Below are 18,779 nucleotides of genomic sequence, written 5' to 3'. Positions count from 1 at the left end.
TCGAAAAGGTTCAGGCCATCTGCGCAATGGTAGCGCGGAAGCGCCGCAAGGAGATGGCAAACAGCGTGGCGCCGATGGCGGCGATGGCCAGCAGTTGCGGCCAGACCACGTCGATGCCGGCGTTGCGGTACAGGATGGCTTGGCCGGCAGCCACGAAATGGGTGGTGGGCGCCGCCAGCATCAGGTGCTGCACCAGCGCCGGCATGCTTTCGCGCGGCGTCACGCCGCCCGACAACAGCTGCAGGGGCAGCAGCACCAGTACCAGCAGCATGCCGAACTGCGGCATGCTGCGCGCCAGCGTGGCCATGAAGATGCCCATCGCCGTGGTGGCGAACAGGTGCAGCGCGGCCACCAGCGTGAACAGAGCGATCGAACCCTGCACCGGCACGCGCAGTGCGCCCTGCACCACGAACAGCAGGGCGCCCAGCGCCGCGAGCAGCACCACCAGCCCCATGGACCACACCTTGGCCAGCATGATCTGGGCCGGCGATACCGGCATCACCAGCAAATGTTCGACGGTGCCGTGTTCGCGTTCGCGGATCAGCGCCGCGCCGCTCAGGATGATCGACAGCATGGTGACGTTGTTGATGATCTCCATCAGTGCGCCGAACCAGGCTTGTTCCAGGTTGGGGTTGAAGCGCAGGCGCAGGTCCAGCCCGACAGGCAGGCCGGGGTCGGGGCGGCCGCGGCGCAGGAAGTCGCTCACCTCGGCCGATACCATGCGGCTGATGCTGGCGTTGCCGGTGAAGGCCTGGCTCATGCGGGTGGCGTCGACGTTCAGCTGCAGCGGCGGCGACTGGCCTGCCAGCAGGTCGCGCTGGTAGCCGGGCGGAATGGTGAGCACGAAGGTGTAGTCGCCGCGGTCCATGCCGGCGTCGGCCTGCTGTGGCGTGAGCAGCACCGGCGTGACGAACTGCGGCGGGTAGAAGGCCGAGACGATGCGGGCCGACAGCGGCGAGGCATCCTGGTCCACCACGGCCAGTGCCACATGGTGCAGGCTTTCCGGCATGGCGGTGGCGGCGACGTAGATCGATACCGAGAAGGTGTAGGCGATCAGCACCAGCATGATCGGGTCGCGCACCAGGCTCCAGAGTTCCTTGATGCCGAGCCGGTAGATGTTTGAAAGACGGGCGCGCATGCTCAGGCCTCCTGTTTCCTGAGCAGGGCAATCGCCGACAGCAGGATCAGCGGCAGCGCCAGTGCCAGCATGGCAAAGGCTTGCTGCAGGTCGCCCAGGCCCAGTGCCTTGTTGAACACGCCGCGGCTGATGGCCAGGAAATGCGTGGCCGGATACACGCGGCCGATCAGCGCGCCGATGCCTTCCAGCGCCGACACGGGGTTGATCAGGCCTGCAAACTGCACGCAAGGGATCAGGGTGCCGATCATGGTGAAGAACAGGGCTGCGATCTGGCTGCGCGTGAAGGTCGAGACCAGCAGGCCAAAACCGGTGGCGCAGACGACGTAGAACAGCGCGGCCAGGCTCAGGGCGGCGAAACTGCCTTTAAGCGGCACGCCGAACACGGACTGGGCCACCAGCGTGAGCAGCACGAAGTTGAGCATGCCGAGCGCGATATAGGGCAGCTGTTTCCCGATCAGGAATTCGGCGCGGCTGACCGGCGTGACGTACAGGTTGAGGATGGACCCCAGCTCTTTCTCGCGCACCACGGACAGCGCCGCCAGCATGGCCGGGATCATCAGCAGCAGCAGCGGGATCACGGCGGGGATCATGGCGGGCAGGCTGCGTACGTCGGGGTTGTAGCGGTAGCGCGTTTCGATGGCGCCGGGAGCGGCGAAGCGGGCGCCCAGCCGCCGCGTGGCCATGTCCTGCAGCCAGCCCAGGTGGGCGGCCTGCACGTAGCCGCGCGTGGTTTCCGCCCGCAGCGGCATGGCGCCGTCGACCCACGCCCCGACCGCGACCGGGGCGCCGCGCTGCAGGGAGCGGCCAAAGCCGGGTGGAAGTTCGATTGCCAGCGCCAGTTCGCCGCTGCGCATGCGGCGGTCCAGTTCAGCATAGTCGGCCAGCGCCGGACGTTCAATGAAGTAGCGTGAGCCGGCCAGGTTTTGCGCGTAGCTCTGGCTCAGGGCGCTCTGGTCGCGGTCCAGCACGGCGAAGTTCAGGTGGTCGACATCGAGGTTGATGCCGTAGCCGATGATGCACATCAGGATCAGCGTGCCCAGCAGGGCGAGCGTGGCGCGCACCGGGTCGCGCCGCAGCTCCAGCGTCTCGCGGCGCGTGTAGCTGAGGGCGCGGCGCAGGCTTTGTTGCCAGGGACGGGCTGCAACGGGCGGCGTCGCCGCAGGCACCGAGCCCGGCACGCCGGCGCCGGGATCGTCGGCGTCGGCTGCGTTCCTGGCCCCGGCGGCATCTTCCAGGTAGGCGATGAAGGCCTGTTCCAGCGTGGCGGCGCGGCGTTGGCGAACCAGTTCGGCAGGCGCCGCGCTGACCAGAACGCGCCCGGCATGCATCAGCGAGATGCGGTCGCAGCGCTCGGCTTCATTCATGAAGTGGGTGGAGATGAAGATCGTGACCTGGTCGCGGCGCGCCAGGTCGATCATCAACTGCCAGAACATATCGCGCGCCACCGGATCGACGCCTGAAGTGGGCTCGTCGAGGATCAGCAATTCCGGGCGGTGCACCATGGCCACGGCCAGCGACAGGCGCTGGCGGATGCCAAGCGGCAGTTGCTCGGGCAGGGTGTCCAGCACATCCCCCAAGCCGAAGCGCTGCGCCAATTCCTGCACTCGGCCGGCAATCTCCGGCTCCGGCACGCTGAACAGGCGTGCATGCAGCACCAGGTTTTGCAGCACCGTCAGTTCGCCATACAGCGAAAATGCCTGCGACATATAGCCGACCCGGCGCCGGGTGGCCAGGTCGCGCGGGTCGACCACCTGGCCGAACAGCTTTGCGCTGCCGGCGCTGGCGGGCAGCAGGCCGGTCAGCATCTTCATGGTGGTCGATTTGCCGCAGCCGTTGGAGCCGAGGAAGCCGAAGATCTCGCCGCGGCAAATGCGGAAGTCCACATTGTCCACCGCCACGAAGTCGCCAAAGCGCATGGTCAGGCCGCTGGCCTCGATGGCGACGGCCTGGCTGCCGCCTTGTTCCAGCGGCGGAATCCGCACCGGCCGGTGCTGGCTGCGCCGGGCTTCCGGCAGCAGGGCGATAAACGCTTCCTCCAGCGAAGCGCTGCCGGTGCGTTGCTGCAGTTCCTGCGGCGCGCCAGTCGCCAGGACCTGGCCGCCGTCCATCGCCACCAGCCAGTCGAAGCGATTGGCTTCATCCATGTAGGCGGTGGCCACGATCACGCTCATTTGCGGCCGTTGCGCACGGATGCCCGCGATCAGGTCCCAGAACTGGGCGCGCGACAGCGGATCGACGCCGGTGGTCGGTTCATCGAGGATCAGCAGGTCGGGATCGTGGATCAGCGCACAGCAAAGGCCCAGCTTCTGCTTCATGCCGCCCGACAGCTTGCCTGCCGGGCGGTCGAGGAAGGGCGCCAGTCCGGTGCTGGCGGTCAGGTGGGCGATGCGGCGCCGCTGCTCGGCGGCGCCATGGCCGAACAGGCCGCCAAAGAACTGCAGGTTTTCTTCCACCGACAGCGTCGGGTACAGGTTTTTTCCCAGGCCTTGCGGCATGTAGGCGATGCGCGGACATAAAAGGCCGCGCTGCGTCTTGTCGCGCATATCGCTGCCAAGCACCCGCACGCCACCCAGCTGCACTGCGCGCGCGCCGGCCACCAACGAGAGCAGGCTCGATTTGCCGACGCCGTCCGGACCGATCAGGCCCACCATGCAAGCTGCCGGCAAGGCCAGCGTGATGTCGCTCAGTGCGGTGACCTCGCCATAGCGCAGGCTGACGCCGGATAGTTCGGCGACCGGCGCCGGACCGTTCACTGTGGCACCCGCAGGGCCAGCGCCGCCGGCCACTCCGCCTGGCGGTCAAGCTTGATCCACGCCGTGCCGGGCAGGCCGGTCTTCACCAGCGGCAAATGCTTTTGCAGGAGGGCGGGGTCAATGCGCGCCTTGACGCGGAACATCAGCTTTTGCCGCTCGTTGGCGGTTTCCACGGTTTTTGGCGTGAACTGGGCGGTGCTGGAAACGTAGGAGACCCGTGCCGGGATAACGTATTGCGGCGCGGCGTCCAGCACCACATGCACCTCGCTGCCAAGCGCCAGGCGGCCAGCCGCCACTTCCGGCACGAAGAAGGTCATGTAGACGTCGCCCAGGTCGACCAGGCTGAGGACCTTGCCGCCGCCGGGCAGTACTTCGCCCGGCTGGGCGATGCGGTATTGCACGCGGCCGTCGCGCGCTGCCAGCAGGGCGCCGTCGTCGATATCGACCTGGATGCGGGCCAGGGTCGCCTGCAGCGCCGTGACCGCGGCATGCGCGCCTTGCAGCTGCATGCGGGCCGCTTCCACCGCACTGCCACCTGCTGCCGCCTGCGCCTGGGCTGCGCGCAGGCCGGCGCTGATGGTGCCGACGCGGGCGCGGTCGTCGTCCAGCTCCTGCTCCGAGGCGGCGCCTTCGCCGGCCAGCGTCTCGGAGCGGGCCAGGCGGCGGCGCGCGGCCTGCAGCTCGCTTTCGCGCTGTGCCACCACCGCCTGGGCGGCAGCCTGGTCGCCAAGACGCATGGCGACGGCAGCCTCGGCGCTGGCGACGTTGGCACGCGCATGCTGTTGCTGCGCCAGCACCTCGTCGCGCTGGGCCTCCAGCGAATTGACCTGCATATGGGCCAGCACCTGGCCGGTGCGCACGAAGTCGCCCTCGTCGACCAGGATGTCCTGCAGGCGGCCCGGCAGCTTGGCGGCGACGTCGATCTCGGTGGCTTCGATGCGGCCGTTGCCGCTCAGGACCTGGTCGCCGTAGCCGCGCTGGCGGGCCTGGACCCAGGCATAGGCGCCGCCAATGGACAGGGCGGCCAGCAGCGCAGCCAGCAGCAGTTGTTTTTTCTTGAACTTGATCATGATGAAAGACCTGGATGTTCGGATGACGGTGCGGAAGATTCGCCGGCAGCGCCGCCCAGGGCAAGGTAAAGGGCGACGCGGGCCGCCTGCAGCGCATGGTGGGTGCGCACCTGCTGCTGTTCGACCGTCAGCAGGTCGCGCTGCGCGTCAAGCACGTCGAGGTAGGAGCTGGCGCCGCTGTCGTAGCGCAGCTGGGACAGGCGCGCGCGCCGCTGCTGCACCAGCACCGCGGCATCGGCCACTTCCAGCTGGCCGGCCAGCCAGTGCAGCGCCGACAGCGCATCGGCCACGTCGCGGAAGGCGCCTTGCACGGCCTTGTCGTACGCGGCCAGTGCTTCGTCGCGGCGCGCTTCGGCCAGGTTCAGTTGGTCGCGCCGGCGGTTGCCGTCGAACAGGGGCAGGGTGATGCCGGGAGCGAAATTCCAGGCGCGGCTGCCGCCCTCGAACAGGCCGTCGAGTTCGGCGCTGGCGCTGCCCAGCGATCCGGTCAGCGCAATGCGCGGAAAGTAGGCGGCGCGGGCGGCGCCGATGCTGGCATTGGCGCCGCGCAGCCTGTGTTCGGCAGCGATGATGTCGGGCCGCTGCGCCAGCAGGTCGGATGGCAGGCCGGCGGCCGGTGCGGCCAGGGAGATTTCGGCGCCGCCGTCAGGCAGCTTGACCGGGGCGCCGACCAGCAGGTCCAGCGCATGCTGCTGCGTGTCGCGTTCCTGTTGCAGTTGCAAGAGCAGGGAGCGTGCCTGGATCAGCAGGGTTTCGACCTGGGCCAGCTGCAGCTGCGAGGAAGAACCCAATGTCGCGCGGCGTGCCACCATGTCGAAGGTCTGCTGGCGGCTGGCCAGCGTGCGCTCGGCCAGCGCTATGCGCTGCGCGGTGTCGCACAGGTCCAGGTAGGCCAGGGCGACCTGACCGACCAGGCTGGCGCGCGCGGCGTTGCGCGCAGCGTCGGTCGCCAGGTAGGCTTGCAGCGCTGCTTCGCTGAGGTTGCGCACGCGGCCCCAGAAATCGAACTCCCAGCTCGCCAGGCCAACTCCGGCCTGGTATTGGCTGGCATGCAGCGGCCGGCGTGTGAGGTTCAAGTCGGCCGGCACGCGCGAACGATCGGCGCCGGCTTGGGCCGCCACTGCCGGCAGTTGGGCGGACGCTTCAATGCCATAGGCGGCACGCGCCTGCGCCACGCGGCTGACGGCGATGCGCAAGTCGCGGTTGTCCTGCAGCGCTTGCGCGATCAGCGCCTGCAGTTGCGGGTCGCGGAAGAAGTTGCGCCAGTCGCTTTCCAGCGCCGCGCCGCCGGCTGGTGCGAACGGTGGATACTGTGCAGGAACTGGCAGCGCCGGCTGCTGGTAGCCGGGCGCCAGGCTGGTGCAGGCGCCGAGCGAGGCTGCCAGCAGTAGCGGCAGGGAGCGGAAGGGAAGTCGTGGCATCGCAGCTTCAGTCCAGGATGTGGTAGCCGGCGTCGACGTACAGCGTGTCGCCGGTGATGGCGCGCGCGGCGTCGCTGACCAGGAAGGCGCATAGCGCACCGACGTCGTCCACCGTGACCTTGTGATGTAGCGGCGCGCGGCGCTCCGCGTTCGCCAGCAAGGCGTCAAAGCCCGGGATGCCGGAAGCGGCACGTGTAGCCAACGGGCCGGGCGAGACGGCGTTGACGCGGATGCCGTGCGGGCCCAGCTCTGAGGCGAGGTAGCGTACGCTCGACTCCAGCGCAGCCTTGACGGGGCCCATCACGCCATAGCTGGCGACCACTTCCTCCGCCCCCAGGTAGCTCATGGTCAGCAGGCTGCCGCCGTCCTTCATCAGCGGTTCGGCCAGGCGCGCCAGGCGCAGGAATGAATGGCAGGAGATGTCCATGGCGCGCGCAAAGCCGGCTGCCGAGCTGTCCACCACGCGTCCCTGCAGGTCGGCGCCTGGCGCATAGGCGATTGAATGCAGGACGAAGTCGAGCTTGCCCCATTGGGAATCGATGGCATCGAACAGGGCTTCCATCTGCTGCGGCTGTTCCACGTCGAGCGGCAGGCGGAGCGGCGCATCCAGTTCCTGCGCCAGCGGTTCGACGTGCGGCCGTGCCTTGTCGTTAAGCCAGGTGATCGCCAGCGTGGCCCCGGCCTCGCGCAATGCGCGTGCGCAGCCCCAGGCAATGCTGTCGCGGTTGGCGATGCCGACTACCAGTCCTTTTTTTCCGTCCAGTGAAAGGCGCATCTTACTTCTCCATCACGTAGTTGCCGGGCGCATCGGCTCCAGCCGGAGCCAGCGCCGGCGGCGCCACGCGCGGCCCCGAACGCGCGGCCAGCCAGCTTTGCCAGGCGGGCCACCACGAGCCTTGCTCCTGGCGCGCCACGGCCAGCCATTCGTCCGGCGACAGGTGGTGTGCACTGGCCGCGTGGGTATGGATCTGGTATTGGCGATGCGGCGAACCGGGTGGGCTCACGATGCCGGTGTTATGCCCGCCACTGCACAGCACGAAGGTGATTTCACCGCGGCTCAGCGCGTGGAATTTGTAGACCGAACGCCAGGGCGCCACGTGGTCGGACTGGGTGGCCACCATGAATGCCGGCAGCGCGACGTCGCCCAGCGCAACCGGCTTGCCCTGTACGGAATAGCGGCCGGCGGCCAGGTCGTTGTCGAGGAACAGGCGGCGCAGGTATTGCGAATGCATGCGCGCCGGCATGCGGGTGGCGTCCGCGTTCCAGGCCATCAGGTCGTTGGGGAATTCTTCCTCGCCGAGCAGGTAGCGGCGCACCATGCGCGACCACAGCAAGTCGTTGGCGCGCAGCAGCTGGAAAGCGCCCGCCATTTGTTCCGCACGCAGCACGCCGCGCTGCTGCATTTGCGCCTCCAGCACGCCAAGCTGGCTGTCGTCGATGAACAGGCCCAGTTCGCCCGGCTCCGTGAAGTCGGTCTGGGCGGTCAGCAAGGTCAGGGAAGCCAGCCGGTGGTCTTGCTCACGCGCCATGGCAGCAGCGGCAATGGCGAGCAGCGTGCCGCCCAGGCAGTAGCCTCCCGCATGCACGCGCTGGCCCGGCATGATGTCGCCGACTTTGCCGAGCGCCGCGAACCAGCCTTGCTCAAGGTAGTCGTCCATATCCAGTTCGCTTTGTGCGGGACCCGGGTTGCGCCAGGAAATGCAGAACACCGTGTGGCCGCGTTCGACCAGGTAGCGCACCAGCGAGGATTGGGCCGTCAGGTCAAGGATGTAATACTTCATGATCCAGGCCGGCACCAGCAGCACCGGCTCGGCATATACCTGTTCGCCGGCGGGCGCGTATTGCAGCAATTCGATCAGGTCGTTACGCAGTACCACCTTGCCCGGCGTGCTCGCGAGGTCCCGCCCTACCTGCTGGTGCGGGCCGGAGGGCGCAGTTTGGCGCTGCGCCAATGCCTGCTGCCAGTCGCGCAGCGCCAGGCAGGCGCCACGCGCCAGGTTGCAGCCGCCCTGTTCGATGGTGGCGCGCAGTACTTCCGGATTGGTCCAGAACTGGTTGGCGGGCGAATACACATCGAGCAGGTTGCGGGCTGCAAAGCCGACTTGCGACTGATGATGCTCCGATACGCCCCAGACATCGCTGCTGGCAGCCTTCCACCATTGTTCGGTTTGCAGGAAGGCCTGGTGCCAGGTATTGAACGGCCATTGCTGCCACTCGGGCGCAGCGAAGCGCCGTTCGCTTGCCAACGGCGCTGGCGCGTGACCGCGCGCGCTTTCCAGTGTGTAGCGCGCCAAGGCGCAGGACTGGCGCAGGGCAAGCTGTCCCAGTTCGGCGCACTTGCCGGGCGAGACGGCAAGGTGCAGTGCCCAATCCGTTGCCGCCAGCAAGGCGGATGCGATCGACAAGGAGGAGCTGGCGCTGGCCAGGCTGGCATGCACCTGCTGGTCCAGCTGTTCATAGGCTGTGCGTGGGGCGTGGGAGCTAACTGGCATGGGCGGTTCCATCGTTTTGGGCCGGGATCGGATATTGCGCTTCACTTTAGGGAGTGAAGTGCGATCTTTCCTTGATCTGGATCAAAACGAGAACGAACGTGCTAAACCATTGCCTGTCACGCCCGGAAATGGAGTGCGCAGCATCGTGATAGAATTTGCAAGATCGTCAACTCGACCGGCGATTCAAGTTGGGCTGCGCAATGCTCCACGCTGCGAAGCTCCCCACAATTCAGGCATTTGAACAATGAATCGAGCAGTTTCGGAAGAACTTCAACGCATCGGGGTCTCACAAGCGCAGGCTGAATCCATCGCCGACGATCTCTCCGGGAACGACGCCCGTACCTTGCTATCTGAATTGCTGCAACGCGGGCTCTGGAGCCTGGTCATTGACGAATCAAGTCCCTCGAAGTTGCCAGTGCTTGGCGGCGATGCCGTCAGGCGACTCCTGGACAAGGGCGTCGACATGGACGACTTGATGGATGTCGTCCGCGAGACCCAGGTAGACATGATCTACAGTGTAGCCAACCTGATCGACTGGCCGACATACGAACTCGAGCTTGAAGAGCCGTCTGGATTGACGATGTTCGTCGGTCTTCAGGAATCCGGCGAAAATGCGCTTCCGATCCATGACCTGCACTCCTGCCTCATGAGTCGTGACCCTTCCGGCCGGCATGGCGAGCCGCGAGCGATTGAGGTCCGTCAATTCCAGAAACTCGGTGAGGATGAACAAGAAAACATCCTGGATTTGCTGCAGGAGCGGAAGCTTTCGGCCGCAGCTTTGCTCTGGAAAAAATGCATAGGAGGGGAATTGAAGGAATGTATGAAGGCGGTTCAAGTATTACACGAGCAGCTCACATAAGCGACCGCTATCCCGACGACGACTTCTATGCGTTCGGGCTGTACACCACCGACACGGCTTCCTATTGTGGCGCGGTTGCTTGCTCTGAGCAGGGGCTCGAGTCGGCCGCGGACAACTACGCTGAACACTATGGCTCGAATTTTGAGCTGCACCGCGAGTCACTGCGTTGGAGCATCGGCGACTCGCCATTCTTCGATGAGGGCCTCGACATGATGCCGCTCACGAATGAACTTCGCGCTCTGGAGCCCGATCCATACTCAGACGGTGACGAAAGCGAGATCGAGGCGTCGCGTGAGCGTTTCTTCGCGGCTGCCTTCGCTGCCATCAAGGAGCTTGACGACGAAGGCATCTTTGGCACAGGCCAAGTGCGTGAAAGAGTCATTCTCAGTGTATGGCTGCATGACGAGAGTCACGCAATGATGTTGGACGCCGCAGCAAAACTCAACTGGCGGCCTTCGGTGGAACGGTATTCGGCCGAACTCGAGGCCGGCCTGGATGCTTTCAATAAATGGCTGAAACGTCCGATTCCGCAATCGCAGCGTTGAACGGCAATACTTACGTGATATTTGGAGAGTTTTTACTTGCATTGCGCAAGCTATGATGTTCACGATCTGGCCTCTGCGAGGCGCCAACGCTTCAACGATTGAAGGGCTGGCATAGGCGGCCCTTTTTTTCTTCTATGATCAAAGAACAACACGCAACTAACGTTGACCTTGGCGGCTTGCTGTCGGTCCTCGGCAAGCATCTCTATTCCACGCCCCTGGTGGCGGTGCGGGAGTTGATCCAGAATGCCCACGACTCCATCACGCGCCGACGCATCGAATGCCCGGATTGGCAGGAGACCGGGAAGCTGAAGCTCGACGGCGACAAGCTCAATGGGGTGCTGCGAATCACCGACAACGGTTCCGGCTTGTCGGAACATGAAATCCACGCATTTCTCGCCACCGTCGGCGCGGGCTACACGCGCACCTTGCGCACGCAAAGCGATGCCCTGATCGGCATGTTCGGCCTCGGATTCCTGTCTGCTTTCGTCGTGGCTGAGCAGGTCACGGTCACGACCACTTCTTACCAGGAGCCCGGCCAGGCCTGGCGCTACCAGTCGCAGAATGGAGAATCCTACACGGTCGAACCGGTACCGAACGACGGCCTTGTCGGAACCTGCATTGAGCTGAAGCTGCGCCCGGCGCACCGTTACCTGGCCAGCGCGTCCAGCCTGGAACGCTTGCTGGGGCATTACTGCGCCTTGCTCCCGGAGCCAGTCTATTGCGGCGATGTCCGCATCAACGAAATTACACCGCCATGGCGCCAGGCGGAGGGCAATGTAGTGGAGCACCCGCTGCAGCAGCGCAAGCGCAGCCTGGCCTTTGCGGCCCGGTTCGAGCAGCAATTCGAACCCATTTGCACGATTCCGGTGAAGACCTCCGCCAGCGATGTGCGCGGCATTCTCTGGATCCAGGACGGCGCGACTTACAGCAGCAGCGACAACCGCAACCTGAAGGTATTCGTGCGCGGCATGCTGCTTGACGATGATGCCCGCGACCTGCTGCCGCGCTGGGCGGGCTTTGTTGGCGGTGTCATCGAGTCACAGGACCTTACGCCAACTGCGAGCCGCGAAGACCTGCAGCGCGACGCCCATTACGGATTCGCCCAGGCAGACCTTCTCGATTCGCTGGTGAAGGGGCTGGCCGAAATCGCGGCCGGACAGCCGGCGGCATGGCGCCGCATACTGACCCGTCACAATGAGGCACTGATGGCGGCGGCACTGTGCAATGATGATCTGTTCACCTTGCTGTTGGACGCAGTGCGTATTCCAACGTCGCGTGGCGACCTGTCCTTGTCGGAGCTGCAGGGGCATGGCCCGATCCACGTCAGCCTCGGCGACAGCGGCGGTTTCGAAGACATGGTGTGCCGGGCCATGCATATCCCGGTGGTGAAAGGCGATCGCTACGCCGTACACAGCTTCCTGCGCCGCTGGGCGCAGCAGTGTGGCGGGAAGCTGGTTGAAATCGGCACCGAAAAAGGCAACCGGCAGCTGTTTGCCGAGGCCGAGCTGCCGGACCACCACACCGAGTGGCTGAAACGGCACCTGGGCAACGGCGAACTGCTGGTGCCTGCACGCTTCATGCCCGCGCACCTGCCGCTGGTTGTTGTCCCAGACCGGGATGCCGAATTGAAGGAAAGGCTGGAGTCGGACGAGTTAGACCAGCGCATCGCCCAATCGGCGCTGCAACTGGTACGCCAGTTCACCAGCAATATTGACGGCGAGATCAAGGCCCGGCTGTACATCAACCTCGAAAACCCGGCCATTACCAGCCTGCTGAACGCGTATCGCGAACAGGGTGAAACGGCCGGCTGCCTGCATGCGCTGAAGCTGCTGCGCTCGATGAAGATTGTCATGATGGCCGGCGATACGAGCAAGCTCCCTGCAACGGAAGGCCTGACCGGCGCCTTGCATGACATCAGCCAGCTTGTACAGGTATTGACCCGGTCTCAAGCAACAACTGAATAGCAAGGAATCAAATGGATATCTGGAAGTGGGTTTTCGACACGCAGCGCGACCTCGAGGAGGCTGGCAACTACCGCCTGGCGGAGCTCATTAACGAGATCCCGAGCAACGCGAGCGAGGGAAGGCTCGAACTCGCGCAAGCAGCGCTGCCGGAAGCGCTGGCGGCCGCACGGGCAGCGCGCCTGCCATGGCTCGAAGTGTACTTTCGCCACTGGACGATCAATCCACGCGTCTGCACGCGAAGGGAAGGCGAGGCGGCCCTGAAAGACACGGTGTCGCTATTCGAATTCGCTCACCGGCCGGAAACCGTCGACTGCCCGCAAAGCGTCTGCACCACGCAGGACATCGCCTGCTGCTATGCGAACGTGGACGGCGCCGGCTATGCAAATGACCGCATCGCTGTGTGCAAGGATACCCTGGCCCGCATCGACAGCAGCTGGGGGTGTTTCCGTTGTATCAGCAGCGAGATGATGAATGCGCTGGTGGATGCCGCAAAGCCGGAGGAGGCCTTGGCGTTTGCAGAACGGCAGTTGCCTCAGCTGCAGGAGACCGGCGCCGATCAAAGCGTCGACTGGTTCGAGCCGCTGGCGCAGGCGCAGTTCGCCGCTGGCCAGTACGAAACGGCGCTGGCGACCCTGGACTACATCGAGGAGCAAGGGTTTGACAGCGATAACCCGCCCAAGCACTACGCCCGTTCCTGCATGCGTTTCCGGCTGCTTGCGCTGCTCGGGCGATCGGAAGATGCATGGGCGATGCTGCCGCCGGAAGAAAAGGGGCGGGAGTTTGGCGAATGCCTGGACCTGTCGGTTGGCCTCGAAGTCCTGCTGCAGAAAGCCCCGGAGCGCAATGACTACCTGGTTGGCCGGCGTACTGCGGCCGCCGTGCGCCGCTACAGCGCATCCGGCTCGCATCGCCTCACGCTGGATGCACTGGCACCGCACGTGCGGCTGGCGGTCGCCCGCGGTGCGCGCTGGTCGGCAATGCAAATGCTCGAACTGGCGCGCCCCCATCTTGGGAAACTGAAGCAGCCATTGGGCGCTCCAGAGGCATTTGCTGAACTGGAGTCAATGGTGGCCGCCATGCCTGCTGTACGCGAATTGCCAGTCCCGGCGAGCGAGTTGGCTGATTACATCCGGCAGAGCGAATCCCGGGATGCCGAGCAGGACCTCGAGCTGCTGCTGGCGGGTGCCGCCAGCCTGCCGTCGGACGCCGGCCTGGCCGTGCTCACATCGTGCGCCATGCGTGCCTGCGGCGGAATGGAGGCTGCCCGCGCGTACCTGTGGTCCTTCCTGCGAGCGAATCCTCGCTCTGATGCCGTTGTGGAAGAACTGGAATCGGTGCTGGTCGAGGTTCGCGACGAAGCCGGCGTGCAGGCCCTGGCCGGCATGTTGCGCGAATCCGATCCGATCCGGACCCATTTGTGCCTTGCCCGTTTTGCGTTCAAGGGCGAGCGCTGGAGTGAGGTCGGCAGCAATGCCAGGCTGGTGCTGGAGCTGGAGCCTGGCAACGGTCAGGCGCGCGCCCTGTGGTCATATGCGTGCATGCACATGGGGGACTACGAGCAGGCGCTTGCGCTGTTCGAACAGTCGATCGAGGCAGATGGCGCCACCGGCAACACATATTGGGAAGCGATCGTCGCCGCTAGCGTATTGGGTCGATGGGATCGGGTGCGTGCGTTGGGCGCGGCACTTGGCATGGAGTTCGAGGCCGGCGAGGGCCCGATCGAGGAGAAGTGGGGCGTCGTGCGGGTGCAGTACGAAGACGACGGCGAAGTGATTGAACGTTACGCTCACCGGACCGGGCCCGTCACGGCGCGCATTGTCTCGCTATCGGGTTCCAGGCGGCGGCAGACCTTTGGCCAGCTGGTCGTATTCCATCCGCAGCCATTGGAGGAGCGGCCGGAAGGCGAAGAAGAGGACAGCCAGTTCGTGCAACTCTACAAGGTCGTTAAAGTCATTAAGCAAAGTAGCTTCGGTACCAGCTACCTGGTCGATGGCGTGCATCCAGGCGAGTCCGCATTGAATGTCCTCACCGAGGCGTTTTCGGCGCGGGGCTGGAAATGGGTCGTGCATAGCGAGAAGGACTACACGGTCTTCGACACTGAAGCCGAAATCGAGCATCCTGGCGTGTATTTCCTCGTTGCCGCTCCCGTTAATACCGCTGCTGCCGTCATCGACGAAACGCTGCGCGAACTGACCGCCGGCTTCGAACATCCCATGTGCTGGACAGGCCTTGCCGAAGCCGCTGGCTCGGATGTCAACCACCACGAAGCGCTCATGGAACGATACGAGCTGTGATCAGAGGAGGATCGCTAATGTTAGTCAGGCGCGTGGGCCCCCGTTCCAAAGTTACCGCAGCTTTCGATCCAGCGCGCTTTGGGGGATACCAATCAGGCAGCTCGCATCTCGCCTTGAAGACTAATATGTCGATAACTGGAGCCATATGATGATTACCCGTACCGCTACCGTTCAAGACGTTCCTCAGATTGCCGAAATGGTCGGTGAGCTGCTTGCTGAAATCATGGCGGCCATTGGCGAGCGGGCGTTCAATTTCGATCTGGCGGTTACGATCGAGAGGCTGGGGGCCTTCCTCTCACAAGAGAAGTACTTTGTCTTCGTCGCCTTTGATGGCGATCGCCCAGCCGGATTCGTGGCGCTTTACGAAAGCTACGCGCTGTATGCTGAGGGGGCCTTCGGCACGATCCCCGAGTTCTATGTTCGCCCGGCCTATCGCTCCAAGGCATTGGGCTTGCAATTGCTTTCCAAGGCAAAGGCTTTCGGCCGTTCGCGCGGTTGGAAGCGGCTGGAGGTGACGACGCCACCGTTGCCCCAGTTCGACAGGACGCTCGCATTTTATGAGCGCGAGGGCTTTGCAATCAGCGGTGGCCGGAAACTGAAGGTGTTATTGTGATCGAGGGACCTTTTTATCATGGTACCAAGGCCGACCTGAAGGTTGGCGACCTCATTGAGCGCGGCTTTTCTTCCAATTATGGAACCAGGCGGCAGGCCAATTTCGTCTATCTCACTGCGACCCTGGAAGCGGCAACCTGGGGCGCGGAATTGGCCGTCGGCGAGGGGCGGGGCAGGATCTACATCGTGGAGCCGACAGGTCCGATAGAAGATGACCCAAACCTGACAAACAAGCGCTTCCCCGGCAACCCTACCAAGTCATATCGTTCTCGAGAACCGCTGCGCATCGTCGGTGAAGTGGCGGAGTGGACGGGCCATCCACCAGAGCGCCTTCGTGAAATGCTCGACCACCTTGAGAAACTCAAGGAGCAAGGCATTGAGGCGATCGAAGAGTAAATCGCTGACCTGGCTGGGCATGCGGCTGCGAGTTTGGCGGCTGGAGTATTATTTGCGGAAATCGCATGGAGGGATATGATGGGATACGCTGGAAGGATAGGCAGGGCAATTAAGGTGAATCTCGCGGCGATCCTGCTGGCCGTGTTCGCGAGCTCGGCGCAGGCGCATCCGCAGGCGACGCCTGCATACGATGCCGAGCTGGCGAAGTCATTGGGCGGGAATGAGAACGGCATGCGCAAGTATGTGTTCGTGGTGCTGCGCTCGGGCCCAAACAAGGTGCCGGCGGGGCAGGAGCGAACTGAGATGTTCGCCGGCCATATGGCAAATATCCAGCGCCTGGCCAATGAGCGCAAGCTGGCTTATGCCGGCCCGCTGGATGGCGTCGACGGCGCCCGGGGCATCTTTATTTTCGCGGTTGAGAGCATCGACGAGGCCAGGGCGCTGGTGGCCACCGATCCTGTAATCATCAAAGGCGAGATGGTGGCGGAATATCACTTGCACTTCGGTTCGGCGGGCCTGATGATGGTGAACCAGGTCCACTCGCAAATCATGAAGCCGGCGGCGAAGTGAAATTTTCAACGGTTCGTACTTTCGCCATGTCGCTGCCTGATGTCAGCGACGAGCCGCACCACAACTTTGGCTCGTTCCGCGTGAAAGGTAAGATCTTCGTCACCGTTCCACCGGGGGAGGATTTTGTCCATATTTTCATTCCCGATGAGAAGCGTGATGAGGTGCTGGAGCTGTATTCCTCTTTCGCCGAGAAGCTGCTGTGGGGAAGCAAGGTGCTGGGCGTGCGGGTCGAACTGGCGAAGGCCGATGCAGCGGTAGTCAAGCGCCTGGTGAAGCAGGCTTGGGAGCATAAGGCGCTGAAACGCAAGGGTGCCTGAGATTCGCGCTCAGGAAGCGACCGTTCATCCCCCGGAATCGACCATTCGTCGGCTCGGCCAACTGTGCGGGACAGGCCGGCATTAGCATCCAGTTTTTTGAGGAGGCCAGGCCGTGACGAAACTACCCGCAATTCTCTTTGCATCACTCTCCCTTCTGCAAGCCACTTGCGCGATGGCCGCAACGCCGCTCGAGCAGCGTCTTGATGCCGCGCTGGCGCCAATGTTCAAGCCTGGCTGGCCGGGCGCCACGGTCATCGTCACGCGCGACGGCAAGCCGGTTTTCCGCAAGGCTTACGGCCTGGCCAATGTGGCTGAAGACACGCCGATGCAGCCGGACATGCAACTGCGCATCGGCTCCATCACCAAGCAGTTCACGGCAGTCGGCATCCTGATGCTGGAGGAGCAGGGCAAGCTGTCAGTAAAGGATGACGTGCGCAAGTACCTGCCGGACTTCCCGGACAAGGGCAGTACCATCACGATTGAACACCTGCTGCAGCACACGTCCGGCATTCCGAACTACACCGCGCTGAAAGGCTTCCGCGATTTGCCCGATGAAGGCGTGACTCTCAGGCAGGTGTTCGATGTGTTCGCCAGGGAGCCGCTCGACTTTGCGCCGGGAGATCGCTACAGCTACAGCAATTCAGGCTATTTCCTGCTGGGCCTCATTATCGAAAAGCTGTCCGGCATGAAGTATCACGACTTCGTTGCGAAAAACATTTTTGATCCGCTTGGAATGCAAGATACGGCGCATGAAGGGTTCGAGCGCAGCGGCAAGCGCCACATCAAGGGCCACCGCCTCAACGGAACGCAGATCGTGCCGGTGAAGGATATCGACGTGACCCTGGCCTATTCGGCGGGGGCATTGGTGAGCACCGTGGACGACATGGCGCGCTGGGATGCCGCTGTCAGCAGCGGCAAGCTGCTCAAGCCGGCCACCTGGCGCCAGGCCTTCACTTCCTGCCGCTTGCCGAAGGAGGCGCCCTGCAACTATGGCTACGGCTGGAATATCGGCGCGCTTGCGGGCCACAGGATGATCCACCATGGCGGCTCGATCCCGGGCTTTACCGCGCAGGCGCTGCGGCTGCCTGACGACAAGGTGTTCGTGGCAGTGCTTACCAACGGCAACGGTGGCGCGGTGAACACGCCAGTGATTGCCTACAAGGCGGCAGGTATCGCGATTGGCCGGCCCTTCACCGATTTCAAGGCAATCACGCTGGCGCCGCACGCGCTGGACGCCTTCGTCGGCACTTACGTCAGCCCCGACAGGATCAAGCGTGTGGTGCGCCGCGATGGCGACAAGCTGGTCATGCAGAGGGAAGGGCGCGATGCGGCGCCGATCTTCGCACACGCGCCGGACAGCTTCTTCATGGAGGGATCGCTGGCGAGCCTGGAATTCCAGCGTGGTGCGGACGGCACGGTCCACAGCCTGCTGGTGCGCCAGCCCGGCGCAGACGAGACCGCATTGCGCCAGTAAAAAGAGGCCGCCAGCGCAGTTCCTGCTGGCGGCCCGGACGTGCCCGCGGCTAGCGCGTCATGAGGGAGGCATAGGCCAGCGGTTTATCTGGCAGGTCCTCATCTTGATAAGCGATGCTGCCACTGACATAGCCCTGGCGCGAGATGACGATGTTGAGGGTCATGGAATTGTCGACCGATTCGAACATGTTCTCGCCCGTCGCTATGATTTCCCTTTCGGCTTGCTTGCCCACCTGGGCGTACAAGTGCTTGCCTATGCGGTTGATATACATCTTCTTGCCGTTTGACAGATAGTATTCGCCCTTGTATGCATGCAGGTCGTCCGGCCATACAAAATATGGCTGGGGTTTGGCGGCCGGGATGATGACTCGGCCGGCATCGGCTTGTTGCTGCGCGGGGACTTGTGTACAGCACACGGCAAGCCCCAGCATTGCAATCGTTCTTTTCATGGCGCCTCCTTTTTTACCGCGAGGCGAATTCCACCAGCACCGGCAAGAGGCCGGCGCCGCGGCTGCTATCGACATAAGCGACATTGCCGGTGATCTGGCCGTCCCAGGTGTATTTGATGTGGACGGAAAGCTGGCCGTCCACTGCGCTGAACTTGCGCAAGCCCGTGGCGATCATTTCGTGCTTCGGTAGCGAGCCAATCTGGCCGTACAACCTGGCGCCTTGCCTGGTGAGGTACAAGGTCTTGCCGTTGGCGAGCTGGTAGTCGCCAATATATTCAAGGATTTCGTCGGGCCACAAAGTAAGCGGCTTCACGTCCTTCTGGGCAGGCACCACAACTGTTTCGACCGAAGTCTGGCTCTGGGCTGGAATGCTAAATGCGAAGAAGCCCAGGCCGCACGCGAGCAATAGGCGTTTCACGATAGCCT

At 63.9% G+C, this 18,779-nt stretch carries 17 protein-coding genes; 9 read left to right on the top strand and 8 right to left on the bottom strand.

The window, feature by feature from the left end; all coding sequences use genetic code 11:
• Nucleotides 1-10 precede the first annotated feature (10 nt).
• The 6 genes from ACN9MU_RS22945 to ACN9MU_RS22920 are packed head-to-tail and all read right to left on the bottom strand — an operon-like array spanning nucleotide 11 to nucleotide 8,874.
• A complete protein-coding gene (locus tag ACN9MU_RS22945) occupies nucleotides 11-1,138 on the bottom strand; it encodes an ABC transporter permease (protein ID WP_426318672.1) in 1,128 nt (375 codons plus the stop codon).
• A gap of 2 nt (nucleotides 1,139-1,140) precedes the next feature.
• Nucleotides 1,141-3,891 (bottom strand): ribosome-associated ATPase/putative transporter RbbA, encoded by a 2,751-nt coding sequence (rbbA, locus tag ACN9MU_RS22940; protein ID WP_426318671.1) that lies wholly within the window; start codon nucleotides 3,889-3,891, stop codon nucleotides 1,141-1,143.
• Nucleotides 3,888-4,961 carry an HlyD family secretion protein gene (locus tag ACN9MU_RS22935; protein ID WP_426318670.1) on the bottom strand — a complete coding sequence of 358 codons (1,074 nt, stop codon included), beginning with the start codon at nucleotides 4,959-4,961 and terminating at the stop codon, nucleotides 3,888-3,890. Before ACN9MU_RS22935 ends, rbbA begins: the two co-directional genes overlap by 4 nt.
• Complete coding sequence (locus ACN9MU_RS22930) at nucleotides 4,958-6,382, bottom strand: efflux transporter outer membrane subunit (protein ID WP_426318669.1); 1,425 nt, start codon at nucleotides 6,380-6,382, stop codon at nucleotides 4,958-4,960. The genes ACN9MU_RS22935 and ACN9MU_RS22930 overlap by 4 nt, the downstream gene beginning before the upstream one ends.
• Before the next feature lie 7 nt (nucleotides 6,383-6,389).
• Entirely contained in the window at nucleotides 6,390-7,157 is a 768-nt protein-coding gene (fabI, locus tag ACN9MU_RS22925; RefSeq protein WP_426318668.1) for an enoyl-ACP reductase FabI, read from the bottom strand.
• Between the two features lies 1 nt (nucleotide 7,158).
• The gene (locus ACN9MU_RS22920) at nucleotides 7,159-8,874 is read right to left on the bottom strand and encodes a PHA/PHB synthase family protein (RefSeq protein WP_426343506.1); all 1,716 of its coding nucleotides are present in this window, start codon (nucleotides 8,872-8,874) and stop codon (nucleotides 7,159-7,161) included.
• Between the two features lie 244 nt (nucleotides 8,875-9,118).
• On the opposite strand from ACN9MU_RS22920, the gene ACN9MU_RS22915 reads away from it, so the two are divergent.
• The 9 genes from ACN9MU_RS22915 (at nucleotide 9,119) to ACN9MU_RS22875 (ending at nucleotide 17,905) form a co-directional block, all read left to right on the top strand.
• Nucleotides 9,119-9,733 (top strand): hypothetical protein, encoded by a 615-nt coding sequence (locus tag ACN9MU_RS22915; protein WP_426318666.1) that lies wholly within the window; start codon nucleotides 9,119-9,121, stop codon nucleotides 9,731-9,733.
• Nucleotides 9,691-10,278: a DUF4303 domain-containing protein gene (locus ACN9MU_RS22910; protein WP_426318665.1), complete on the top strand. Its 588-nt coding sequence runs from the start codon at nucleotides 9,691-9,693 to the stop codon at nucleotides 10,276-10,278. Before ACN9MU_RS22915 ends, ACN9MU_RS22910 begins: the two co-directional genes overlap by 43 nt.
• A gap of 134 nt (nucleotides 10,279-10,412) precedes the next feature.
• The gene (locus tag ACN9MU_RS22905) at nucleotides 10,413-12,242 is read left to right on the top strand and encodes an ATP-binding protein (protein ID WP_426318664.1); all 1,830 of its coding nucleotides are present in this window, start codon (nucleotides 10,413-10,415) and stop codon (nucleotides 12,240-12,242) included.
• Between the two features lie 11 nt (nucleotides 12,243-12,253).
• Nucleotides 12,254-14,536, top strand: a complete 2,283-nt coding sequence (locus ACN9MU_RS22900; RefSeq protein WP_426343505.1) for a hypothetical protein — start codon at nucleotides 12,254-12,256, stop codon at nucleotides 14,534-14,536.
• Between the two features lie 145 nt (nucleotides 14,537-14,681).
• Nucleotides 14,682-15,149: a GNAT family N-acetyltransferase gene (locus ACN9MU_RS22895; protein WP_426343504.1), complete on the top strand. Its 468-nt coding sequence runs from the start codon at nucleotides 14,682-14,684 to the stop codon at nucleotides 15,147-15,149.
• On the top strand, nucleotides 15,146-15,544 hold the full coding sequence (gene arr, locus ACN9MU_RS22890) for an NAD(+)--rifampin ADP-ribosyltransferase (RefSeq protein WP_426162812.1): 399 nt from the start codon (nucleotides 15,146-15,148) through the stop codon (nucleotides 15,542-15,544). The genes ACN9MU_RS22895 and arr overlap by 4 nt, the downstream gene beginning before the upstream one ends.
• 114 nt (nucleotides 15,545-15,658) lie before the next feature.
• A complete protein-coding gene (locus ACN9MU_RS22885) occupies nucleotides 15,659-16,114 on the top strand; it encodes a YciI family protein (RefSeq protein WP_426343503.1) in 456 nt (151 codons plus the stop codon).
• Nucleotides 16,111-16,431, top strand: a complete 321-nt coding sequence (locus ACN9MU_RS22880; RefSeq protein WP_426162808.1) for an MmcQ/YjbR family DNA-binding protein — start codon at nucleotides 16,111-16,113, stop codon at nucleotides 16,429-16,431. The genes ACN9MU_RS22885 and ACN9MU_RS22880 overlap by 4 nt, the downstream gene beginning before the upstream one ends.
• A gap of 112 nt (nucleotides 16,432-16,543) precedes the next feature.
• The gene (locus ACN9MU_RS22875) at nucleotides 16,544-17,905 is read left to right on the top strand and encodes a serine hydrolase (RefSeq protein ID WP_426343502.1); all 1,362 of its coding nucleotides are present in this window, start codon (nucleotides 16,544-16,546) and stop codon (nucleotides 17,903-17,905) included.
• Nucleotides 17,906-17,954: 49 nt separating this feature from the next.
• Here ACN9MU_RS22875 and ACN9MU_RS22870 read toward each other — a convergent pair whose 3' ends face one another.
• Together ACN9MU_RS22870 and ACN9MU_RS22865 are read right to left on the bottom strand one after the other, a co-directional pair.
• The gene (locus ACN9MU_RS22870) at nucleotides 17,955-18,353 is read right to left on the bottom strand and encodes a hypothetical protein (protein WP_426343501.1); all 399 of its coding nucleotides are present in this window, start codon (nucleotides 18,351-18,353) and stop codon (nucleotides 17,955-17,957) included.
• A 13-nt stretch (nucleotides 18,354-18,366) separates the two neighbouring features.
• A complete protein-coding gene (locus ACN9MU_RS22865; RefSeq protein ID WP_426162802.1) occupies nucleotides 18,367-18,771 on the bottom strand; it encodes a hypothetical protein in 405 nt (134 codons plus the stop codon).
• Nucleotides 18,772-18,779: the final 8 nt, after the last annotated feature.

The organism is Pseudoduganella sp. R-32 (genome assembly GCF_049913245.1).
Lineage (GTDB): Bacteria > Pseudomonadota > Gammaproteobacteria > Burkholderiales > Burkholderiaceae_D > Rugamonas.
This window is presented reverse-complemented; position numbering and strand designations above follow the sequence as displayed.